15 protein-coding genes are annotated in these 19,702 nt (G+C 45.0%); 9 read left to right on the top strand and 6 right to left on the bottom strand.

Annotation, left to right across the window (positions count from 1 at the left end; genetic code table 11):
• The first annotated feature begins 55 nt into the window (after positions 1-55).
• Positions 56-991 carry an ABC transporter substrate-binding protein gene (locus tag TW84_RS10480; RefSeq protein WP_240478164.1) on the top strand — a complete coding sequence of 312 codons (936 nt, stop codon included), beginning with the start codon at positions 56-58 and terminating at the stop codon, positions 989-991.
• 13 nt (positions 992-1,004) lie between these two features.
• Here TW84_RS10480 and TW84_RS10475 read toward each other — a convergent pair whose 3' ends face one another.
• The 3 genes from TW84_RS10475 to TW84_RS10465 all read right to left on the bottom strand — a co-directional run bounded on the left by TW84_RS10475 (position 1,005) and on the right by TW84_RS10465 (position 6,540).
• On the bottom strand, positions 1,005-2,894 hold the full coding sequence (locus tag TW84_RS10475) for a tetratricopeptide repeat-containing diguanylate cyclase (protein ID WP_240478163.1): 1,890 nt from the start codon (positions 2,892-2,894) through the stop codon (positions 1,005-1,007).
• Between the two features lie 146 nt (positions 2,895-3,040).
• A complete protein-coding gene (locus TW84_RS10470; protein ID WP_045975601.1) occupies positions 3,041-4,240 on the bottom strand; it encodes an outer membrane protein transport protein in 1,200 nt (399 codons plus the stop codon).
• Positions 4,237-6,540, bottom strand: a complete 2,304-nt coding sequence (locus TW84_RS10465) for an Ig-like domain-containing protein (RefSeq protein WP_240478162.1) — start codon at positions 6,538-6,540, stop codon at positions 4,237-4,239. Before TW84_RS10465 ends, TW84_RS10470 begins: the two co-directional genes overlap by 4 nt.
• A 629-nt stretch (positions 6,541-7,169) precedes the next feature.
• Between TW84_RS10465 and TW84_RS10460 the strand changes: the two genes are divergently transcribed.
• From TW84_RS10460 to TW84_RS10435, 6 genes are all read left to right on the top strand, one after another.
• Positions 7,170-8,840: an ABC transporter substrate-binding protein gene (locus tag TW84_RS10460; protein ID WP_045975632.1), complete on the top strand. Its 1,671-nt coding sequence runs from the start codon at positions 7,170-7,172 to the stop codon at positions 8,838-8,840.
• Between the two features lie 135 nt (positions 8,841-8,975).
• Positions 8,976-9,896, top strand: a complete 921-nt coding sequence (gene oppB / locus TW84_RS10455; protein WP_045975600.1) for an oligopeptide ABC transporter permease OppB — start codon at positions 8,976-8,978, stop codon at positions 9,894-9,896.
• A gap of 15 nt (positions 9,897-9,911) precedes the next feature.
• Positions 9,912-10,814 (top strand): oligopeptide ABC transporter permease OppC, encoded by a 903-nt coding sequence (gene oppC / locus TW84_RS10450; protein ID WP_004747469.1) that lies wholly within the window; start codon positions 9,912-9,914, stop codon positions 10,812-10,814.
• 47 nt (positions 10,815-10,861) lie between these two features.
• Positions 10,862-11,833, top strand: coding sequence for an ABC transporter ATP-binding protein (gene oppD / locus TW84_RS10445; RefSeq protein WP_045975599.1), 972 nt, complete (start codon positions 10,862-10,864; stop codon positions 11,831-11,833).
• The gene (gene oppF / locus TW84_RS10440) at positions 11,830-12,822 is read left to right on the top strand and encodes a murein tripeptide/oligopeptide ABC transporter ATP binding protein OppF (protein WP_006959108.1); all 993 of its coding nucleotides are present in this window, start codon (positions 11,830-11,832) and stop codon (positions 12,820-12,822) included. The genes oppD and oppF overlap by 4 nt, the downstream gene beginning before the upstream one ends.
• Positions 12,823-12,980: 158 nt before the next feature.
• Positions 12,981-13,925: a glutathione S-transferase family protein gene (locus TW84_RS10435; RefSeq protein ID WP_045975598.1), complete on the top strand. Its 945-nt coding sequence runs from the start codon at positions 12,981-12,983 to the stop codon at positions 13,923-13,925.
• On the opposite strand, the gene TW84_RS10430 is transcribed toward TW84_RS10435, so the two are convergent.
• The 3 genes from TW84_RS10430 to TW84_RS10420 form a co-directional block, all read right to left on the bottom strand.
• On the bottom strand, positions 13,922-14,929 hold the full coding sequence (locus TW84_RS10430; protein ID WP_045975597.1) for a GGDEF domain-containing protein: 1,008 nt from the start codon (positions 14,927-14,929) through the stop codon (positions 13,922-13,924). The two genes, TW84_RS10435 and TW84_RS10430, sit on opposite strands and share 4 nt — an antisense overlap.
• A 95-nt stretch (positions 14,930-15,024) precedes the next feature.
• Complete coding sequence (pta, locus tag TW84_RS10425) at positions 15,025-17,169, bottom strand: phosphate acetyltransferase (protein WP_045975596.1); 2,145 nt, start codon at positions 17,167-17,169, stop codon at positions 15,025-15,027.
• A 120-nt stretch (positions 17,170-17,289) separates the two neighbouring features.
• Complete coding sequence (locus tag TW84_RS10420; protein WP_045975595.1) at positions 17,290-18,486, bottom strand: acetate kinase; 1,197 nt, start codon at positions 18,484-18,486, stop codon at positions 17,290-17,292.
• A gap of 349 nt (positions 18,487-18,835) precedes the next feature.
• Here TW84_RS10420 and yfbV point away from each other — a divergent pair, with 349 nt between their 5' ends.
• Together yfbV and TW84_RS24385 are read left to right on the top strand one after the other, a co-directional pair.
• Positions 18,836-19,288, top strand: a complete 453-nt coding sequence (yfbV, locus tag TW84_RS10415) for a terminus macrodomain insulation protein YfbV (RefSeq protein WP_045975594.1) — start codon at positions 18,836-18,838, stop codon at positions 19,286-19,288.
• A gap of 111 nt (positions 19,289-19,399) precedes the next feature.
• A complete protein-coding gene (locus tag TW84_RS24385; RefSeq protein WP_157634032.1) occupies positions 19,400-19,546 on the top strand; it encodes a hypothetical protein in 147 nt (48 codons plus the stop codon).
• Positions 19,547-19,702: the final 156 nt, after the last annotated feature.

Here is a 19,702-nt window from a genome sequence, read left to right as displayed (position 1 = left end):
CTGCGGCTAACAGATGAACTAATCTTTATTTATGAAGATTTGTTCGTCTGTTGTTATGAAGATAAATACTGCAAAAGTAATTATTGGCTTAACCTGCTGTTTTTCCTCCAGTGTGATTGCTGAAACCGTTCGGCTTCTTGAGCTGGATTGGTCTAGCCAGCGAGTGCTTACGCACGTATTGGCAGAGATCTTACAGTCAAAGCACGTCGATACTGAAGTCATTGCCATTTCTTCAACGCCACAATGGATGTATTTGAGTACAGGTAAAGCGGATATTCAGGTGGAAGTTTGGGAAGGGTCAATGGGGCCTCAATACCGAGAATTGCGAGACAAATCTTTGATTGAAGAAGGTACCACCCATCAAGCAAAGACACGAGAGGAATGGTGGTATCCAGATTATGTTGAAACCTTGTGCCCAGGGCTACCGGACTGGAAGGCTCTGGAGTCATGCTTTTCCCTGTTCGCAGAAAATGGCGAGCAGGTAGGAACCTTTTATTCAGGGCCTTGGGAGAAACCCGATAACGCGAGGATCCGAGCTCTTGACCTCAATTTCAAAGTGATTGTGCTACCCAGCGGGCAAGCGATAAATGAGAAAATTCATCAGTATGTGGCACAAAAAAAGCCTCTGCTTATTTTCAATTGGACACCCAACTGGGTAGAGTTTGTCTACGCAGGAAGCTTTATTGAGTTCCCTGCCTATACATATGAATGTGAAGAAGATCCTTCTTGGGGGACAAATCCTAAATATTTGTGGGATTGTGGTAATCCATCCGGTGGTTGGCTGAAAATCGCCATCTCTAATCAGCTTAAAAGTCGTTCTCAGTGCGCTTACGAAGTGGTGCAACGCTTTCAACTTAACAATAGAGATATCGCGATGGCAGCCACATTAGTGGATGTTGAGAATCTTGATGTTCAAGGGGCTGCGAAGGCTTGGATCGAACGCAACTCAGAGTATGTTCAACAGCTGCTGGGGTCAGTTAATTGCCAATAAGTGTTTGTTTGCATCAGTGTTGGCAATCAAATGTGATACATCGATTGCGCCCACTTAGCTTCGCTTGGTAGAGTGCTTTATCGGCGCTTCTGAACATACCATCCCAGTCTGCTTGAATGTCTTGGTAATGGCAAAGCTGAGTTCCGATCGAAATAGTCACCGCAAGATTTTCCTCTCCTACATTAACGCTATGATCTTCAACACTTTTCCTGACTCTCTCTAAGGTTTCTTCAACGCTATGTGCGCTATCGATAGGAATGATTAGGACAAACTCCTCTCCGCCCCAGCGAGCGACAATATCGTGGCCACGGGTATTTTTCTTTAACTGTTGTGCTGTGGCCTTGAGTACCGTATCACCCACATCATGGCCGTGAGTGTCATTGAATTGCTTGAAGTGGTCAATGTCGATAACACTCAGAGCGTAATAGTCACTCTTTTTTACGCTATCAGGTTGAGATAACCAGTATTCAATATAACGTCGATTGGCTAAACCAGTCAGTGAGTCCGTCGTGTTTTGATTTTTTAGCTCTTTGGTAATCCGTTTCATCTTCCACAGACGTCGACTAACGAGGTAAGCTAATGCGAAGAAAAAGATAATAAACAAAACTTCACGAGTACGTTGAGAACGCAGATTGGTTTGCTGCAATTCATTTTGTGCTTCTAGTAACTGTATTTCACTTTTGTTTAATTGCCTTTCAAGTGCGTTTTTTTCACTCAAGATTTCAGCATCGTACGTCTGACGGTAGAAGTTTTGACGTACCTGTGATAGCAATTTCATGTAAGCCAAAGCTTGTTGATAATTCCCCTGTGCCTCATAGGCTTTGACTAATGTGTTGAGAGTTTGAATTTCCCAAACAACTTCGCTGCTTTCTGAGGTGTGCAATGCGTCAAGAACCCGTTTGGCGTAATCGATACTGTTTTGGTAGTCTTGAGCAACGAAACTTGCCTCTGAATAGGCTTCGTAGCAAATCGCTAAGGTGAGGTTTGACTGGGTATCGAGAGCCTGACTTTCTTCAATGCATTGCTTGGCGAGTGTGAGTGCTTCTTGTGAATTTCCGACGTCACTGTATCGCTGTGACATATTTGATAACGTAGAAAACTTAATCTTGTCTGACCCTGTATTTTCTGCTTCTTTGAGTGCCATTAGCATGTATTGTTCAGAGCGCTCTTTTTTGCCCATAGCAAAATCAATGGCACTGACATTGGAGTACATAATGGCTTCAAACAAGCTGTTGTCATAACCTTGTTTCTGATACAGCTCTAGTGCGCGTGTGATGTATGTGTTGGCACGCTTCCACTCGTCTGACTGCATGTAGACAGTCGCGATATTGTTGAGTGTCATGGTCGTTTGAAAGTCATCTCCGATTTCTGTCATGATCTCATAGGCGGTTTTATAATAATTGAGGCTGGATTTAAGATTTGAGCGCTGAGCCTTAACGTTTCCCAGCCAACGATAAGTGCGACCCAGTAACCTCTTGTAGCCAATATCCCTAGCAATTGGAATCACTTCGTGGAGCAGAAATTCACCTTCTAAAAGTAGATCTGACTCAATCAAGTGAATGGCTTTGTTTAGCGTCGCTTCTGCACTAATCCACTCAATTTGGCTGTTTTCACCGAGTTTAAGCAGTTCAGGAATCTTGGGTGTTCTTAATCCCTCGTATTTACGGAGATTTTTGAGGCCGAAATAATAAAGGGCTTGTTCAGATACTGATGCGTTCGGTGGCAATTCAATATGTGAAAGCTCGACTTCTCCTGGTTTGCAAAGTGAGTCGTAATAAAAGGTCAACAGCGCTTTATGTTCAGTATTCGTGTGTAAGTAAAGATAATCGCTATCCGTTTGGATATGACACGCGGCCAAAGCGGGCAAGGGGAAAGTGAAAATAAGAATTGTGATAATTAACACAAGGTTCGTGGGCATTATTCACCGAGTCAAAAGATACCAATAGCTCATGATTAAGTTTATCACTATCTATATAGTCTGCCTAACCACAGAAAAGAAAAAGCCAACTCTTTTGAGCTGGCTTGAGGTGTTGATGTAAAACTAGCAGCTTAAAAAGTGTAGTTTAACTGAGCACCAACCAACCAAGCATGGGTATTGACCGTCGCTTCGATATTGTACTCATCAACAACGGTTTGCGATTCATTGATTGCTGTCTGCATTCCGGTTAAATACCCGATAGACAAATCTAACTTTAGCTGATCCGTCGCTGCGTATGACCCTCCGAATGTAAACCAGTGTCGATCAGTGTCAGGTATTGACAGTGAACTGATCTGATCGACAGGTGAAAGGTCATACATATAACCTGCCCGCAACTCAATATCTTTGTTTAGTTGGTGTGTAATACCAACAGAAACATGACCTGCATTTTTCCATGCATAATCTTTAATTGATGCGCTGTAATGTTCCGAGGTCAGATTATCAAATTCAGACCACGCAACGTACTGTAGGCTGTAGTGTGCGGCCCATTTTGCGTTGAGTTTGTGGTAGCCGGAGAACTCAATGGTGTCAGGGAGAGGAATATCGACACTATTCGTTTTCCCTTGCTCCCAGGCATACACATCTCCATCGGCTGTTAGCTCAGGACTGCATCGATACGACAATCCAAATCGGTTGTCTTCATCAACAAGATAGGCAACACCTAGATTAAAGCCAAGTCCTACACCATTTGCATCAATCCGAAGAGGGGTAGCACTGTTCGGTGTCCGAGATATCTCGCCCTGTCCGTATATAAGATCGATACCGCCACCAAGGGACCAAGATTCATTCAACTGGTAGGCTGCAGAAAAGCCTCCATTAATGCTGCTAAGGTAAGTCTTACCGCCAAAAATAGGGGCCTCAAAGCTATCTTCAAATTCAACGTCGGTACCGAAGTTTGAATGAATCGTCGCACCTAGTGTCCAGTCTGTACCCTCTAGTGGGTACACCAGATGAGCATTAGGAATAAAGGTGTTGTTGTCCAGCCCTGTATCGCCAATTGCCTGTGTGGAGGAACTAGGCGTAGTGTAGCGGATATTGCTGAAGTCTACTTGGCTGGCAATATTCACTGCACCAATAGAGAACATCGGCTTATCGATTAAACTCATCGCCGCCGCGTTTTTCGCTACAATCGATGCATTATCCGCAATGATTGCATCACCCGCGAATGCGCGCCCTAAACCGGTTGCCGATTGAGCATTAAGTTGAAAGCCTGCGGCATGTGCTTGTAATGTTGCAGATAGAGCTGTGAAGCCAAATATGATTTTTTTCATTCTTCAGCCTCGTCGTTGTTATCTACAATATTGATAAAATCACTATCATCGAGTGTTATAACTTTGCCCTTTGTTTGAATCATTTCTAAAACGGCATCTTGTTGTGTTTGACGAGAGTCCTCTACTGCTTCTATCTCTGAGAAAGATGGCAGCCCAGTTTCATCCATTGGGCCTTCATATGGGAATAGGAACGTGCCGTGACCTCCGACCGTTGCCTTAATGACCCCCCGTATTCCATTTGAATCGCTTGTGGTATCCAAGATCGAGTTGAGTCCAAGAGCGATAATCAAAGGGTCAGTACCCGTCATGACATTGTTATCGGCATTGTTCGGAACGACGGTATCTGGCATGTACTCTCCGACTTCACACTGGGTACCACAATCACCAACGGCTTCAATAAGTAAGGTTGGCTGTTTAGCTTTGCGTTGGCGAGCGACCTTTCCAGCGGGATCGGAACCATCAATTGTTTGCTGGACGCCATGTTTTAAAACTGGAATTAAAGCGTCAAAGATCTCGTCTTCCAACATTTCAATGCTGTCGCTTAACGGGCCACTGTGATTATTGAGTTGAGTAATACATTCTTCATTGCTTGTATCAGCCGTACATAAATTAGGTATCAAGGTTTCCGCGATGGCGCGTTGAACATCCGCTGATTTTTTCACGGACGCTTCCATTTCCGATCCAAGTGTTAAAGATGACAGAGTCAGGTTAACTAGGCCTTGGCCCGGCACTGCATAGTTTGAGGTTTCTAATTCTAAACCTCTGATTTGACGGCTATCTTGATCATATGTCGCCTCAGTGGTCATCACCGACATAATTCCACCCAGAGAAACGCCTACGAGGTGTGCCTCGCGATTAGCGTTTGGGTTGCCGAAGTTCATCGCCCATCTTAGGCCAATAAAATCGCTAACCGATTGGTGCAGGTTAGAACGTAAAGTTAAAGGGGAGGTTATATTGATAAAATAGGATTTGTCTGCACGGGCGCTAATAGGTTTTCCCCCCGTTGGGCAGTATGCATCTTCTGGGTCTATGTAGTCAGAGGCATCACATACCACCCTCTTTCCGTGATAAGGCATATCTATCGCGGCAAAAATGTATTCTTGGCCGTCCTTGACATATTTTTTACTTACTAGGGATGCATCGTCTTTACTGCCCGTTATACCGTGAATAAAAAGTACGGTTGGATTCGATGTATTTTCAATGTAATCGATCGCATCAGCTTTGGTCGTCGTTTTACCTGTAATGAAAGGTAAATAAAAGTCAACAGCTATGATGGTAGAGTTGTCGTTGTGTATGGCAATCTTCTCTGTCCAGCTAGTCTTGGAAAAGTATTGCTCTGTTAGGTGTTCGCCATTGACTCCTGTCATCCATTTGTACATTGATGGGCAGTTAGATATAGGGTCATAGCGGTCGAGTGTGCAGCTTTTATCAACGGCTGTATCCTGCGTCAATGGCAAATAATAGTTAGCAATCAAGTGAGCTCGGACTACAACATATCGATCCTTCGGATCTGCGGTAGGAAGTCCTTTCTTTTCATATTCGACTGCGCTCCAATCAATAGAGGGTTTATCTATTAGTGTTTGAGTAATGACGTTGTCTATAACCGAGTAGCTATTTTGAGTGGTAAATTTAGCGGCATAAACGAGGTCGTGGTGATTGTTCCTTGCGTGGTAAATATCGACAGCCTCTTGGGTTGTGCTTTGCAGCCACTTTTCATGCTCATCTAGCTCACTTGGATCCGCAGTAAGCAGTTGAGTGAATCCACTCGAAGGTTGCAATGGTTTGCCTTGAGTGGTTTTTACTCCATTGGTTACCGCGAGGTAATAGGGAGTACTAGGTTGCAGTGCGGCACGACACTGGATAGTCAACTGACGGCCATCACTTGTCAGTTTTGTGTCGTTGATTTCATTTCCCGAACCATCCAGTAGTAGTATGTTACCCTCCAGCGAAGACGAATCTATGGCAGGTACTTGACCCGAATTGACGCTATCAAGTGGAATCACGATAGGTTCAATACATAGCCCCCAACCATCAACCGCAGCAAGACTGGTCTCAAAACTCTGGTAGTAGGCCTCGTATTCTTCGTTGCTCGAATAGCTCAGAGGAGATGCAGGTTCATCGGGTAGAGAGAGGGAACTATCGTCATCGTATCCATAGCCATCATTTGGCATTGGAATGCGATTTAATGCAAAAGGAATTTCTACCGCAATGTTTTCTGTGGTGCTTTCTTCACCATCGCAACCAGTGAGTACAAATACGGCAGAGAGTAATGCTGCTAGTATATGGAGCTTTCTCATCATAGAGGTGCCTATACAGTTGTGGGGGGTAGCGGTATATCAATGTGCATACGGCTCGCTCACAAATGATTAAGCTTAAAAAAAGCTAAGAAAAAACTAAAAAACCATATTTTTCATTTGGTTGGCTTATGTTGTCGGTGTGTTAATTATTTGGGGAGGTTGGTTGAGGGGCTGAGTCCAAAATGGGGCATAGAGCACATTGCTTGTGCAACAGAGTGATTAACCTCACAGAATGCTATTTTTGTAAGGGCAATGTAGCTAAATGTTAGGTTGCTTGCATAACTTTTGTTAAAATTTCTGCAAAATATTCAGAATAAGATGCTAAAAAGTTGCAGCTTATCAGATAAATAGGCACTTCAATCTGAACCTAAAGAATTTCTTATTCAAATACACTGGTAATCATTTCTTTAGTAGTGTTTTTTACCAAAATGTCGCACTGATCGGAGAATTAAACGATTTTTCGCTACATTTTTATGGCAAATTAATCCAATGATTGATAATGTGTGCCGCAATCTTTGTGCGATTTTAGATTTTTATGCTTAAATTTTGAGCTAAACAGATCTAAATCACTGTCCGTTCTAGTACCGTGCAAAGAAGTCATGGATGCAAATGAAAAACTTGGAGTTTTACACATGTATAAGAACAAAATTACGCGCGCTCTATTTGTTGGCGCGGGCCTCTCTTTAGCTTTAACTGGTTGTGGCGACAAGCCAGAAGAAAAGCAAGCTGCACAGCCAGTACCTACTCCTGAAGCGAAATCAGACTCTCAGAAAGCTGAACTTGCTGACGTACAAGAAATTGTCCGTGGTAACGGTACCGAAGTGGCGACAATCGACCCACACAAATCTCAAGGTGTACCAGAATCTCACGTCATTCGTGATCTTCTAGAGGGCTTAGTGAACCAAGATGCTGATGGTAATACGGTTCCTGGTGTTGCAGAATCTTGGGAAACAGCAGACAACAAAACTTTCACTTTCCACCTACGTAAAGACGCACAATGGTCGAATGGCGATCCTGTTACGGCTGGCGATTTTGTTTACAGCTTCCAGCGCGCAGTTGATCCAAACACAGCTTCTCCATACGCTTGGTACATGGAATACACCAAGATGTTGAACGCAAAAGACATCGTTGCAGGCAAAAAAGATAAGAGCGAATTAGGTGTTAAAGCAGTCGATGACCACACGCTGGTTGTTGAACTAGATACCGCTGTTCCTTACTTTGTAATGATGATGGGTCACACAACAGTGAAACCTGTTCATAAAGCAACAGTAGAGAAGTATGGTGATCAGTGGACGAAACCAGAACACTTTGTTGGTAACGGTGCGTTTGTTGTTGACAACTGGGTTGTTAACGAGCGCTTGGTACTTAAGCGCAATGAACAATACTGGGATAACGCAAACACCAAGCTAAATAAAGTAACTTTCCTACCTATCGAAAACCAGGTAGCTGAAATGAACCGCTTCCTTGCTGGCGAAATTGATGTCTCTTACGAATTACCTGTTGAACACTTCAAGCGTCTTAAGAAGGAGCACCCAGAAGAAGTATCGGTGACGGGCAACCTATGTACTTATTACTACAGCTTCAATACTAAGAAACCACCATTTGACGATGTTCGCGTTCGTAAAGCCATCTCTTATGCTATTGACCGTAACATTGTAACTGACGCGATCTTAGCGCAAGGCCAAAAACCTGCTTACTTCCTAACGCCTGAGATCACCGCTGGATTCAACCCAGAAATGCCAGCATATGGTCAAATGACTCAAGCAGAACGTGATGCAGAAGCGGCACGTCTTCTCGCTGAAGCGGGCTATGGTAAAGACAACCCACTGAAATTCAATCTGCTTTACAACACTTCTGAAAACCACAAGAAAATCGCGGTAGCACTGGGTTCAATGTGGAAGAAAACACTGGGTCTAGAAGTTACTCTAGAAAACCAAGAGTGGAAAACTTACCTATCTTCCAAGGACTCAGGAGACTTTGAAGTTGCTCGTGCCGGATGGTGTGGTGACTACAATGAAGCGTCTTCATTCCTAACACTTATGAAGAGTAACAACACCACGGGTGGTGTTCACTACGGCAGCAAAGAGTATGATGAAATCATGGCTAAAGCGATTGCATCGACTTCAGAAGAAGAGCGTCAAGCACTTTACCTAGAAGCGGAAAAGCTACTAGCGAAAGATATGCCTATCGCCCCTATCTACCAGTACGTGAAATCACGTCTACTTTCTCCTAAGGTTGGTGGCTTCCCAGCAAACAACCCAGAAGAGAAGATCTACTCTAAAGATCTCTACATCGTCAAGTAACTCTTGAACTGATCGAACTATAAAAATATAGGCCTGCATGTGAGAAATGACATGCAGTGCCTTTCTGCAATCTGAATTCGTAGAAATTCGGTTGTTTCTTCATTTTTAACTGTCACAGACTGAAAGAGTGAGTTTATGCTTAAATTCATCGCGAAAAGGATATTTGAGGCGATCCCAACCATGTTGGTTCTGATCACTATATCTTTCTTTCTTATGCGTTTCGCACCGGGTAACCCATTCTCGAGTGAACGTCCATTACCGCCAGAAGTTATGGCAAACATTGAAGCTAAATACGGTCTAGATAAGCCTGTATTTGAGCAATACACCACGTACTTGACTAACGTTGTCCAAGGTGATTTTGGTCCGTCGTTTAAGTACCTAGATTACTCTGTAAACGAGCTCATCTCGGTCGCGCTACCAGTATCGGCAAAGGTAGGTTTTATTGCCTTTATTTTTACCGTTATTATGGGAGTCACCGTCGGGACTATCGCAGCGCTTAAGCAGAATACTTGGGTAGACTACACCATCATGTCGACCGCCATGTTGGGTGTCGTGATGCCTTCATTTGTGTTAGCACCAGCACTTATCTATTTGTTCTCACTTCATTGGAACCTATTTCCTGCAGGAGGCTGGCAAGACGGCAGCTTGAAATATCTAGTGCTACCAGTCATTGGCATGTCACTGCTCTACGTAGCGACATTCGCTCGTATCACCCGTGGTTCGATGATTGAAACACTGAACAGTAACTTTATCCGTACCGCTCGTGCGAAAGGTCTAAGTTACCGCTACATCATTGTAAAGCATGCTCTTAAACCAGCACTTCTCCCTGTTGTGTCTTACATGGGCCCAGCATTCGTAGGTATCATCACAGGTTCGGTAGTTATTGAAACTATCTTCGGCCTGCCAGGTATCGGTAAGCTTTTCGTTAACGCTGCATTTAACCGTGACTACTCGCTAGTAATGGGTGTAACCATCTTAATTGGTTTCCTATTCATCTTATTCAACGCGATTGTAGATATCTTACTTGCAATGATTGACCCGAAAATTCGCTACTAACAGGGACGTTTGGTTATGTTAACGAAAAAAGAAAACCTAGAAGCGATTGAAAAGTTCTCTGAAAATTTAGAGATCGAAGGTCGCAGTCTATGGCAAGACGCTCGTATCCGCTTTATGCGCAACAAAGCGGCGATGGTGAGCTTGTTTATCCTATTCTTAATGACGCTAGCGGTAATCGTTTTACCGACTATTGCGCCATTCACTTACGATGATACTGACTGGTACGCAATGCACGTTGGTCCGAACGCAGAGCACTGGTTTGGTACCGATAGCTTAGGTCGTGACCTTTATGTTCGTACCTTAATTGGTGGCCGAATCTCACTCATGGTCGGCGTGATGGGTGCGTTTGTCGCGGTATTGATTGGTACGCTTTACGGTGCAGCTTCTGGCTTCATCGGCGGTAAAGTAGACCGAATCATGATGCGTATCCTTGAGATCCTTTACGCAGTGCCGTTTATGTTCCTAGTTATCGTACTAGTTACATTCTTTGGTCGTAATATCATTCTTATCTTCGTCGCTATCGGTGCGATTGCATGGCTAGATATGGCACGTATTGTTCGTGGTCAAACCCTTAGCTTACGCAGTAAAGAGTTCATCGAAGCTGCACACGTTTGTGGTGTGAGTAAGTGGAAGATCATCACTCGTCACATCGTTCCAAACGTACTGGGTATCGTAGCGGTTTACTCAACGCTTCTAATCCCAAGCATGATTCTGACTGAATCATTCCTATCATTCCTTGGTCTTGGTGTTCAGGAACCAATGACAAGTTGGGGCGCACTTCTTCAAGAAGGTGCACAGACAATGGAAGTAGCAATCTGGCAGCTAGCATTCCCTGCAGCGTTCATGGTTGTGACTCTATTCTGCTTCAACTACGTTGGTGACGGCCTGCGCGATGCGCTGGATCCAAAAGACAGATAAGTAAAAAGCAATAAATTATAAAATCTATAAAGATTAAGGAAGCAATGATGAGCTTATTAGATGTCAAAGATCTGCGTGTCGAATTTACCACTCAAGACGGTATTGTTACCGCAGTCAACGATCTAAACTTTTCTCTGAACCAAGGCGAAACTCTCGGTATCGTGGGTGAGTCTGGTTCAGGAAAATCGCAAACAGTATTCTCTATCATGGGTTTATTGGCGAAAAACGGCATTATCTCAGGTAGTGCCAAGTTTGAAGGTAAGGAAATCCTTAACCTTCCAGAAAAAGAACTGAATAAAGTGCGTGCTGAGCAGATCGCGATGATCTTTCAGGACCCAATGACGTCTTTGAACCCATACATGAAAGTCAGCGATCAGCTTATGGAAGTACTGATGCTTCATAAAGGTATGGGCAAAGCGGAAGCGTTTGAAGAGTCGGTACGCATGCTTGAAGCCGTGAAGATTCCGGAAGCACGTAAGCGTATCACTATGTACCCGCATGAGTTTTCAGGCGGTATGCGCCAACGTGTAATGATCGCGATGGCACTACTATGTCGACCTAAACTACTGATTGCCGATGAACCGACAACCGCACTGGATGTTACCGTTCAAGCGCAGATCATGGATTTGCTTAATGAGCTGAAACATGAATTCAATACAGCCATCATCATGATCACTCACGATCTGGGTGTGGTTGCTGGGTCATGTGACAAAGTTCTTGTTATGTATGCTGGCCGTACCATGGAATACGGTACTGTCGATGAAATCTTCTACAAACCAAGCCACCCTTATGCTGAAGGCCTACTCAAAGCTATCCCTCGTTTAGATACGGAAGGTGAGATTTTGCCGACGATTCCGGGTAACCCGCCAAACTTACTACGCCTGCCAACTGGCTGTCCATATCAAGAGCGTTGTCACCGTGTTATGGCTCGTTGTAAGCGTGAAGCGCCAATCCTGACACCATTTGGTGATGGTCGTCAGCGTGCATGTTTTTCAGAATGGGAGGCTTGGGGAAAATGAGTGCAGATAAAAAATTAATTCTGGATGTATCGGATCTTAAAGTTCATTTCAGCATTGCGTCTAAGTCCGCTTGGCCTTGGTCTAAGCCATCTAACCTGAAAGCTGTTGACGGTGTTAATGTGCGCCTTTATGAAGGTGAAACATTAGGTGTGGTAGGTGAATCGGGCTGTGGTAAATCGACGTTTGCACGCGCCATTATCGGTCTAGTTGAAGCGACCGATGGTGAAGTGGTTTGGCTGGGTCAAGACCTGACTAAGATGCAAGACGTGCAGCGCCGTGAAACACGTAAAGAAATTCAGATGATCTTTCAAGATCCGTTAGCATCACTTAACCCACGCATGACGGTTGGGGACATCATCGCCGAACCTCTGGAGACTTTCTATCCTGAGTTGTCAAAAGAAGAAGTAAAAGACCGCGTTAAAGAGATGATGGCTAAAGTTGGTCTTCTGCCTAACGTAATCAATCGCTACCCTCATGAGTTCTCAGGTGGTCAGTGTCAACGAATTGGTATCGCTCGTGCACTTATCCTCAAGCCTAAGATGATCATCTGTGATGAGCCGGTTTCTGCTTTGGATGTGTCGATTCAGGCTCAGGTTGTCAACCTTCTGAAAGAGTTGCAAAAAGAGCTAGGGTTATCTCTGGTCTTTATTGCACACGATTTATCAGTAGTTAAACATATCTCTGACCGCGTATTGGTAATGTATTTGGGTAATGCTGTTGAACTGGGTGAAGCCGAATCGCTATTCGCTGATCCTAAACACCCATATACACGGGCTTTGATGTCAGCGGTGCCAATTCCTGATCCGCATCTTGAACGCAATAAGCAGATCGAAATGCTGGAAGGTGATCTACCATCTCCAATCAGCCCGCCGTCTGGTTGTGTATTCCGTACTCGTTGCCCTCAGGCAACAGAAGCGTGTGCTAATACGAAACCGTCTATACAGGGCAGTGATGTTCATGCCGTATCTTGCCTGCATGTCAGTGTCTAGCCGATTCAGCCTGTGACGGGCTTAAGCGCGGCGTCCTTCGGGAGTCGCGCTTTTTTTACTTCAAATATTTCGAACAACAAAGCCAACTTATTCTGCTTTAGAGTAAGCTGGCTTTTTTTATACTTCGTCTATAGATATTAATCAGTTGAGAGTGTGATATGGGCAAGTTAGTAGAAGGTAAATGGCAAGACGTTTGGTATGACACGAAAACCAGTGGCGGCAAGTTTGTCCGAGAAGATGCTGGGTTTCGACAATGGGTAGAAAACAAGCCTGATGCGAAATTTCAGCCTGAATCAGGCCGCTATCATTTGTACGTATCGCTCGCTTGTCCTTGGGCCCATCGCACCCTCATATTCCGAAAACTGAAAAAGTTAGACGCGCATATTGATGTGACTGTGGTATGTCCGGATATGATGGGAGAGGGATGGCAAATGGGCTTGCCTGAGCCTTTATTTGGGCACACTCGGATGCACCAAATTTACACTCAAGCTAAGCCAGATTATACAGGTCGCGTTACGGTGCCAGTGTTGTGGGATAAAAAGCACAATACGATAGTGAGCAACGAGTCTTCTGAGATTATCCGCATGTTTAACTCAGAGTTTAATGAACTTACGGGCAACCAAGATGATTATTACCCCAATGAATTGAGAGCGTTGGTGGACGAGTGGAACGATTACATCTATCCCAATGTCAACAATGGCGTATATCGTTGTGGGTTTGCGACGGCTCAAGACGCCTACGAAGAAGCTTACGATAACTTGTTTGAAGCGCTTGATCGGATCGATACACACCTAGCAAGCCACCGTTATCTTGCAGGTGATACTATCACGGAAGCGGATTGGCGATTGTTTACAACATTGATTCGATTTGATGCTGTGTATGTCGGCCACTTCAAATGCAATAAGAAACGCATCGTCGATTTTCCAAACTTGCACGGATATATGAAAGAGTTATATCAGGTCGAAGGGATTGCAGAAACGACCGATTTTTATCACATCAAACGTCATTACTACTTTAGCCACACAGGAATCAATCCAACGCAAGTGGTGCCCAAAGGCCCCGAGCTTGACCTAGAATCTGCTCATGGCCGTGGGCACATTTAAATAGCAATAACCTGATCACGGCCCTGTGATTTCGCTTGGTACAGGGCCGCATCTGTTATCTTCATTGTTTCGTCAATTCGGACGATTCCTTCCTCGACCACCAATTCGCATAATCCTCCACTCAGCGTCACTTTTAGAGTTTGATCTCCAATCGATATGGGTGTTTTACTTAACTTTTCTCTCAGTGCATTGGCAACGCTAAACGCGCTTGTTTTATCGGGCGCTGAAAAAATGGTGCAAAACTCTTCGCCGCCGACTCGATAAAACGCATCTTGGTGGACTTGCTGACCGACGATTTGAGCGACCACTTTTAATACAGTGTCACCTGCTGCATGGCCATAGTTGTCGTTGACTCGTTTAAAGTGGTCGAGATCAAAGTGCACAAGGTAGTGATTGTGAGCTAAATCCGGATTGTTTGACGTATCAGCCTCAAGCGCCAAGCGATTTTTTGCGCCGGTCAATGGATCGAGGAGGGCAGCATCACTAAGCTTGCCTTTGATCTTGGTTTGCATATCTTCATGAACAAAAGAGATTGCCCAAATTAGAAAATAAGGAATGGTGAAGTTGACCAAGGTATAGGGTGTCGAGTTGATTAAAGGTGGGTAAGAGGCAAGGATAGAAATCGCAACTAAATAGAAGCCGAATGTGATGGCTGAAGCGACATAACGGTTAAAAAATATATGGTACAAAGCGGGAAAACAAAATGCCCAAAAAACCAAAACAGAGTAGCCATCTGCCACTGCCATGCTGTAGATAAGTAGGGCAGTGAGGCCTGAAATTACTAACGCAGAGTGCCAAGGCCTGTAATGGCCGAACTCGATTCTCAAATACACATAGATGCAAATAGCAGTATAGATAGAGTCGATAACACCGAACTTTGGTAAGTCCCAGAAAAAAAAGTTAACAATCGTAAAGCCTGTGCCGGTGAACGCCAGAAAAAAGCTGGTGATCTTCAGAACATTTTGTTCGAGTGAGGCTTGTGATGAAAATAGCTTTACTGACATTTGAAACCCAAGTATGACGTTTGGGGTAAGTGTAGCAATAAAAAAAAGCAGCAGTAAAATACTGCTGCTTTTTCATTAACATAAACCAATAACGCTTAGTTTTGCTCTTGGTCCGCCTGAATGGCGGTCAGTGCGATTGTGTAAACAATATCGTCGACTAGTGCACCGCGAGACAAGTCGTTTACAGGCTTGCGCATACCTTGCAGCATTGGACCAATAGAGACTAGGTCTGCTGAACGTTGTACCGCTTTGTATGTTGTGTTGCCCGTGTTTAGGTCTGGGAATACAAATACGGTTGCTTTACCTGCAACTGGAGAGTTTGGTGCTTTAGAGGCTGCCACGTTTTCCATGATAGCCGCGTCGTACTGAAGAGGACCATCGATGACAAGATCAGGACGCTTCTCTTGAGCCAGTTTCGTCGCTTCACGTACCTTATCAACGTCTGCACCCTTACCAGATTCACCGGTAGAGTATGAGATCATTGCAACACGTGGGTCGATACCAAATGCGGCTGCAGAATCCGCTGATTGGATAGCGATTTCAGCAAGCTGTTCAGCCGTTGGATCTGGGTTGATTGCACAGTCGCCGTAAACCAGTACTTGATCAGGCAGAAGCATGAAGAATACTGAAGATACAATAGACGCGTTCGGTGCAGTCTTGATGATCTGGAATGGCGGGACAATCGTGTTTGCTGTTGTATGGACAGCACCAGAGACCAGACCGTCAACTTCGTTGTTCTCAAGCATCATAGTGCCTAGGAATACAGAGTCTTGTAGCTTCTCACGAGCCACAACTTCAGTCATGCCTTTCGCGCCACGTAGTTCAACTAAACGAGCAACGTAGTTTTCGCGGATAGCGTCAGAATCAATGATCTGAACACCTGCGCCAAGTTCAACACCTTGCTGTGCGGCAACACGTTTGATCTCTTCTGGGTTACCCAGAAGTACACATTCTGCAATACCGCGCTCGGCACAGATAGCCGCCGCTTTTACTGTGCGAGGTTCATCACCTTCAGGCAGAACGATACGTTTACCTGCACGACGAGCGAACTCAGTAAGCTGGTAACGGAATGCTGGTGGGCTTAGACGGCGTGATTTTTGAGTGCCTTCCGTCATAGACTCAATCCAGTTGCCATCGATGTGGCCAGCAACGTGTTCGTTGATGAACTCGATACGCTCTTTATCATCTTCAGGTACTTCAAGGCTGAAGCTCTGTAAGTTCAGAGATGTCTGCCAAGTGTTGCCCTGTGCTTTGAAGATTGGAAGGCCAGTATCGAACGCTGGCTTACACAGACCAACGATTTCTTCAGGAATGTCGTAACCGCCAGTCAGAAGTACCGCACCAATATCGACACCATTCATTGCTGCAAGTGCTGCTGCAACGATGACGTCTGGACGGTCCGCAGAGGTTACCAACAAAGAGCCATGCTTAAAGTGCTCAATCATGTTTGGTAGTGAACGTGCACAGAACGTGATGCTCTTGATACGACGAGTGTCGATATCACCTTCGTTGATGATGTCAGCATTAAGGTGCTTCGCCATATCGATTGCACGAGTTGCAATCAGGTCGATGCTCCATGGCACACAACCAAGAACGCGGATTGGAGATGTGTTAAAGATCTCCATCACTTTCATTTCGTTTTGCTTCGCGCTGTCTGCATCATCAAAGATTTCTGACAGGTCTGGGCGAGTTCGACCTGCTTCATCAACTGGAGCGTTAAGCTTGTTGATGATAACGCCTGAGATATTCTTGTTCTTAGTACCGCCGAAGTTCGAACATGCGACTTCGATACGCTCTTTAAGCTGTGCAGGGTTATCTGTACCTGGTGTCGCAACAAGCACGATCTCTGCGCCAAGTGTTGCCGCGATTTCTGCGTTCACTTGGTTCGCAAATGGGTGTTTACGAGTAGGTACAAGACCTTCAATCAATGTAACGTCTGCGTCTTTATTGATCTGATTGTAACGCTCTACTACTGTTTCCAGCAGCTCATCCATGTTGTCATTACCGATAAGGCTTTCAGCGACGGACATCGCCAAAGGTTCACCGATCTTCATATCGCTGTTATGACCAACGATCGTTGAAGTCAGATCGGGCTGATCGCCACCTGAACGTGGCTGACAAATCGGTTTGTAAAAAGAAACCTTAACGCCTTTGCGCTCCATAGCGCGAAGAACACCCATGCTTACACTAGTAAGACCAACACCAGCGCTGGCAGGGATAAGCATAATAGTACGAGACATTCGTAGAGTACCTTTAGCTATTTTAGATAAAAGCCCAACTTCGTATTCCCTGAAATGGAATAGGAGTTACGCCCCTTAGTAAGAACACCGGCTGACTTACAAGTCAGCCGGTTGAGTCAGTTAAAGACCTGCTAGGCGCGCAGTGTCTTCTGCGATAACGAGCTCTTCGTTAGTAGAGATAACCATCGCTGGGACGCGGCTATCAGCGGTAGTGATAGTACCTTCGCCGCCGAAACGTGCTTTCAGGTTAGCTTCACCGTCAACTTCGATACCGAATACGCCCAGACGGTTAAGAACCATCTCGCGGATTGGACCAGAGTTTTCACCGATACCACCAGTGAATACGATCGCATCAAGACGGCCTTCTAGAGTCGCCGTGTAACCAGCAACGTATTTCGCTAGGCGATGGCAGAATACATCCATGGCGCGAGTTGCTTCTTCTTTCTCACCGTAGTTGTCTTCAACGAAACGACAGTCAGAGGTCACTTCAGTCAGACCAGCAAGGCCAGATTCTTTGGTTAGCATGTTGTTGATTTTCTCAACTGAGTAACCAAGAGTATCGTGTAGGTGGAAGATGATCGCAGGGTCAATGTCGCCACAACGCGTACCCATTACCAGACCTTCTAGAGGAGTCAGACCCATTGAAGTGTCTACAGATTTACCGTTTTTAACCGCACATACAGATGCACCGTTACCTAGGTGACAGTTGATGATGTTAACTTCTTCAACTGGCTTACCTAGTATATTAGCAACTTCACGAGTGATGAATAGGTGTGAAGTACCGTGCATGCCGTAACGACGGATACCGTGCTCTTTGTACAGGTTGTATGGAAGAGCGTATAGGTAAGACTCTTCAGGCATTGTTTGGTGGAAAGCAGTGTCAAACACAGCAACGTTTTTCAGTGCTGGGAAAGATTTTTGCGCTGCTTTGATGCCGATGATGTGAGCAGGATTGTGAAGAGGTGCTAGAGTTGCACAGTCTTCGATACCTTTAAGAACGTCGTCAGTAATAAGTGCCGACTGAGTGAACTTCTCCCCGCCGTGTACAACACGGTGACCGATTGCTGCTAGGTTCTCAGAAAGCTCTGGCTTAGAAGCAAGAATAGTTTCTACCATGAACGCTAGAGCTTCTTCGTGAGCTGCGCCGTTGCCTAGTTGAGCTTCGTGCTTACCGTCAAGTTTCCACTTGATACGAGCTTCAGGAAGGTGCAGACATTCTGCAAGGCCTGTTAGATGCTCATCACCGCTTTCTGCGTCGACAACAGCAAATTTAAGAGAAGAACTACCGCAGTTTAAAACTAAAACTAGCTTAGACATGAGTGACTACCTGTAATAATCAATTAGGATAAAAAATTAATCACAAGAATAGACGAAGCTCACAGGCTGCGTACTAGTCTTGGTCAAAAAAGCTTCAAATTCCGTATGAAAAGACAGCAGCGATTCCCAATCACTGCTTATGCATCCGCTGCAGAAAGGTCCCGAAAGTTGCTTAAATTGTAAATAACAGCAACAATGAGATTGTGGGCCCGCAGAGGATAGCGATAATAGGTAATAATAACAAAAAAATTTGAAAGAATATTAACTTTCATCAATTTTTTACGCTGAAATTTGAATCTTTCAACTTATTTTTAGTTTTACAGGCCTGAGACTGGAGTGAGAGAGTCCTATGAGTAATAAAGTCGGTTTAGTTCACAACCTTCGTGATGGGCAAAAGTACATGGAAATTTGGCCTACGCGCAAAGAACTCAATTTGATGTTCCCAGAGCAACGCATTATCAAAGCCACCAAATTTGGTGTAAAAGTGATGCCCGCGATCGCCGCGATTAGTGTCCTGACCCAAATGGCCTTCAATAACTATACAGCGATGCCTCAGGCGGTGATTATTGCCTTGTTTGCTATTAGCATGCCGATTCATGGTATGTGGTGGCTCGGTAATCGTGCGAACACCCAGCTTCCTCCAGCGTTAGCGGGTTGGTACCGTGAACTTCACCAAAAAATTGTTGAGAGTGGATGCGCGTTAGAACCTATGAAATCTCGCCCTCGTTATAAAGAGCTCGCTCAGATCCTAAACCGTGCTTTTCGTCAACTGGATAAGCATGCTCTAGAGCGGTGGTTTTAGGGGAGGGAACGGACTGCGCCCTGCGGGATTTTGGAACGGGCTACGCCCTATGGAACACTTCGTTTCGGGAATAAACTTCGTCCTTCGGGATTCTGGAACGGGCTACGCCCTATGGAACACTTCGTTTCGGGAATGGACTTCATCCTTCGGGATTTTGGAACGGGCTACGCCCTATGGAACGCTCTGCTTCGAGAATCGGGAACGGACTTCGCTGTTCTAGAGAAGAACGATGCAATATGCCGTCATTCCCTAGACTGACGAAGGAGGGAGTAGGGAATCTCCATAAGCTTGCGACTTTCGTTAGAAGATCCCCAACTCGGTCGTGCCTCCCTCTCGGGGATGACAGTTTAATTTATTGAAATAAAGAGTTGAACGACGTACCAACCCTGCATAGTTTTCCCGCATCCCGCATCC

This window comes from Vibrio neptunius (genome assembly GCF_000967495.1).
Taxonomy (GTDB): domain Bacteria; phylum Pseudomonadota; class Gammaproteobacteria; order Enterobacterales; family Vibrionaceae; genus Vibrio; species Vibrio neptunius.
This window is presented reverse-complemented; position numbering and strand designations above follow the sequence as displayed.